Origin of the sequence: Herbaspirillum aquaticum (assembly GCF_002213425.1) — a bacterium.
GTDB classification, from domain to species: domain Bacteria; phylum Pseudomonadota; class Gammaproteobacteria; order Burkholderiales; family Burkholderiaceae_D; genus Herbaspirillum; species Herbaspirillum aquaticum.
Genome location: NZ_NJGV01000043.1, coordinates 1 through 3,744 on the forward strand (window position 1 = coordinate 1; position 3,744 = coordinate 3,744).

The following is a 3,744-nucleotide window of genomic DNA, read 5'->3' on the forward strand; positions in this document are numbered from 1 at the left end:
TAGCTATTTCGCTTCTTCTTTGCTTCACTCATTCTCGTCATCCCTTCCAGGACGACAGCTTAAATCAGTGTCTCAAATTCGGGGTCCACTTTAAGTTGTCGACTTCTTATGATGCCGGGAGCAATTCTACAATGCAGGCACTCAAACTGAGATGCTGCTCCTGGCCGGAAGCAAACTTCCTTGCAGTCATTTGAGAAGGTGAATGGCGATGCCGACCAAGCAGCATCCGGCCAACGTGGTCATCATGCCAAGATGAAATCGGAATAGTGCCAGAATGGCCGCGCCCGACAGCAAGACCGACCAAAGATCAAGGCTCGATACCACAGGGACTTGCAGCGTCATTCCCCATACGCGTAGAACGTTGATCTCACCAAACAAGGTATGGAGCGCAAACCAGACCGCCAGATTCAAAATGACGCCAACAACGGCGGCCATGATTGTGGAGAGCACAGCGCTAAGTGCCTTGTTGTTGCGTACGGCCTCAACATAGGGAGCGCCGATAAAGATAAACAGGAATGACGGAGCAAAAGTCGCCCATTTCGCCAAGATTCCGCCCAGAGTTCCCGCCAGTACAGGATCAAGCATCCCAGGCTGGCGGAAAGCGGCCATGAAGCCAACGAACTGAACCACGCTGATCAACGGGCCGGGTGTCGTCTCTGCCATGCCGAGTCCAGCCATCATTTCTCCTGGCGCGAGCCAGTGATAGTGATCAACGGCCTGTTGCGCAACGTACGACAAAATGGCGTAAGCACCGCCGAAGGTCAGGACGGCCATTTTGCTGAAAAAGGTCGTGATGTGCGTAAAGACGCTATCGGGCCCAATCGTCCATAGGAATACAAACAGCGGCCCCAACCAAAGCAGCAAGCCGATCAAGCAGACTTTAATCGTTCGGGAGTGCGATGGCCGAACGTGTTCGGGAATTTCAATGTCGAACGCGGCATCAATGGCCGCCAGTGGCGCGCCATCCTGCTCTGTGGCCCCGTTGCCGGCAGTGCTACGCGGTGCAATTTTCCCCATCCGATTACCGACCAGGCCAATGAGCGCTGCTGCGATGATCAGCAGGGGAAACGGCACGGCAAAAATGAAGATTGCGACGAACGAGAGCGCTGCCACTGCCACCATGAGTCGCGTTTTCAACGCGCGGCGGCCCACTCTGAGCACAGCCTCCAAGACGACTGCAAGCACCGCTGCTTTGAGTCCGAAGAAAAAGGCCTGTACATAGCCGACATTTCCGTACGTTGCGTAGACCCAGCTGAGCACGCCCAGCGCAATCAGGCCGGGGAAAATGAACAGCAGGCCAGCGACAAGCCCGCCTCGGGTTCGATGTAGTAACCATCCGATGTACACCGCCAACTGGTGCGCCTCCGGCCCAGGCACGAGGGTGCAGTAATTCAGCGCGTGAAGAAAACGCGTTTCGCTGATCCAACGCTTCTCCTCAACGAGTATTCGATGCATGACGGCGATCTGCCCCGCGGGGCCGCCGAAACTCAAAGCCGCAACACGAACCCACACCCAAAATGCTTCGCGAAATGAAACGCCATGGCGTTCATAAGCAGCAGTGTCACTAGTTATCTGGGGAGGGTGATTCATCATGTTTCCTTGTTGTAGTGAGCAAGAAGCGAATCCAGAATCGTTCCGACTTCCACCAGGAACGCGTCATCGTCAGCCAGGCGCGCGCGCGCGCCGGTGAGAATCGCCTCAAAACCAGCCGCTTCCGGTGGCGCCTCGCCACCGGCATCGAGCGAGTGAACAAGTGCGGACAGCCGCTCTATCCCCGGGGTAGATGGCAACTGGAAGCTGGCGACCAGCACCTCGAAGGTCACCTTGTCGCCCACGTGCGTGAACGTAGCGTCGTTGAAGTCGAAGCCCAGTGCATCGGCCGGGCAGTCCGCCGGGTTGTCCAGCCAGAGGAATTGCGCCGTGGGGTCGATGAAGCGCCGGATAAGCCAGGCGCTGGCCACACGGTCTACCCATAAGCGACGCCGGGTTGCCCAGGTACGCCCCTGATAGTCCTGCGCATTGAGCACCTGAATATCCCGTGCATGTGGTTGTGGTTCGCCTGGAGACAGGATTGCATTTGCTTTTTCTACGAAGTCGCCCCAGGCAGCATTTGCATCCAAGGTCGCTTCGTTGGGGAAGAAATCGATCTTCTCAATGGCATCTCTTTCCTTGGTCAGCTTCTTGAGTGTTTTGGCGATGTCAGTTGGCGCTTGCGAGGTCAGCCCTTTCTTTGCCTCTACGACCAATTTCAAAAATTCGCCGTACTCCCTGGTGCGGTCAAACCGCGCCAAGAAAGCCTGCTCATCCTCCTCACTACGTGGATCTACCGTCACAAGCCAAGCCTCGCCGCCCTCGGTGTTCGTCTGCTCTGCCAATTCCGCCAGTGTTTCGGCGTGGCCGGGACGGTCAGGCAGGAGATACGCGCCGCCACGAAGAGGCGAGCAGCCAAGGGCCTTGATGGGACGCCAAAGCCGCATACGTGCCGTGGCGCCGCTGGTGGGGAGGCTGGCAATCAAAAGATGCCAACGATTGGATAGCTTATTCATGTATTGAACTCTACATGATGTAGTTATATTTACATAGTTAACTTTGTGCTTGACGTATTTATGCCAAAGAAACCGCAAGCCATCACCCGTGCTATCCTATCCCCCTGGATAGGATAATTGAGCTATGAGCACACACACCTCTCACCCAGACATCATCAAACGCCTGAAGCGGGCGGAAGGCCATCTGCGCAGCATTATTGTCATGATGGAATCGGAACGAGGTTGCCTGGAGGTCGCCCAGCAGCTGCAAGCAGTCGAAAGCGCGATCGGAAATGCCAAGCGTGTCTTGATCCACGATCACATCGACCATTGCCTGGATCACGCGATGCAATCGGACGGCAAAGAGTCAGCTGACGCCGTGCGTGAGTTCAAGGAAATCACCAAGTACCTTTAAGGCGCAGTCATGATCGATATCGCAGCGCTTCTCCAGCAAGGTGCTGGAAACATCTGGCTTTTCATTCCAAGCGCCATTCTGTTGGGGGCGCTGCATGGCTTGGAGCCAGGTCATTCAAAAACCATGATGGCCGCGTTCATCGTGGCCATCCGGGGTACGGTCTCGCAAGCAATACTGCTGGGTGTTTCCGCGACGCTCTCCCATACCGCCGTGGTGTGGCTCGTGGCTCTCGCCGGCATGTATTTCGGCAGCCAATGGAGCGCAGAGTCGTCGGAGCCGTATTTCCAGGTCGCTTCCGGCATCCTGATCATCGGTGTGGCGCTATGGATGGCATTCCGGACTTGGCAACAGTCACGCCAAGAGGCGCGTAGCCACCATCATCATGACCATGATGAGACGAAATGGGTCAACACCGGCCACGGCATGCTCCGTGTCGACATTTTTGAAGAGAACGTGCCGCCGCGATTCAGGTTGTCGATGGAGCATGGCTCTCACCGTTGGCCTGCCGCCGGCGTTGAAATCCGTACCGTGCGGCAAGATGGGGTGGAGCAGACTTTCAAATTCGCCGACAAGGGGGTATTTCTGGAGTCGGTTGATGAAATTCCTGAGCCGCACGAATTCAAGGCACAGGTCTTCCTGTCGCACGGTGGTCACTATCATATATACGACCTGCAGTATGAAGAACATCATCACCATCACGATCATGCAGATGATGGATTGGATAGAAAAAGCCTAAAAATAAGGGATTTCAGGCTCGTCGTGTGCAGAATGTGTGCACCAAAAATATCCCTGTGGCTTACTCGA

4 protein-coding genes are annotated in these 3,744 nt (G+C 55.7%); 2 read left to right on the forward strand and 2 right to left on the reverse strand.

Annotation, left to right across the window (positions count from 1 at the left end; genetic code table 11):
• Positions 1 to 186 precede the first annotated feature (186 nt).
• Positions 187 to 1,590 (reverse strand): chromate efflux transporter, encoded by a 1,404-nt coding sequence (chrA, locus tag CEJ45_RS24260; RefSeq protein ID WP_241517424.1) that lies wholly within the window; start codon positions 1,588 to 1,590, stop codon positions 187 to 189.
• On the reverse strand, positions 1,590 to 2,546 hold the full coding sequence (locus CEJ45_RS24265) for a chromate resistance protein ChrB domain-containing protein (RefSeq protein WP_088757539.1): 957 nt from the start codon (positions 2,544 to 2,546) through the stop codon (positions 1,590 to 1,592). The genes chrA and CEJ45_RS24265 overlap by 1 nt, the downstream gene beginning before the upstream one ends.
• Before the next feature lie 124 nt (positions 2,547 to 2,670).
• On the opposite strand from CEJ45_RS24265, the gene CEJ45_RS24270 reads away from it, so the two are divergent.
• Together CEJ45_RS24270 and CEJ45_RS24275 are read left to right on the forward strand one after the other, a co-directional pair.
• A complete protein-coding gene (locus tag CEJ45_RS24270; protein ID WP_088757540.1) occupies positions 2,671 to 2,940 on the forward strand; it encodes a metal-sensing transcriptional repressor in 270 nt (89 codons plus the stop codon).
• Positions 2,941 to 2,949: 9 nt separating this feature from the next.
• A partial coding sequence (locus CEJ45_RS24275) for a nickel/cobalt efflux transporter (protein WP_088757541.1) occupies positions 2,950 to 3,744 on the forward strand: 795 nt, incomplete at its 3' end.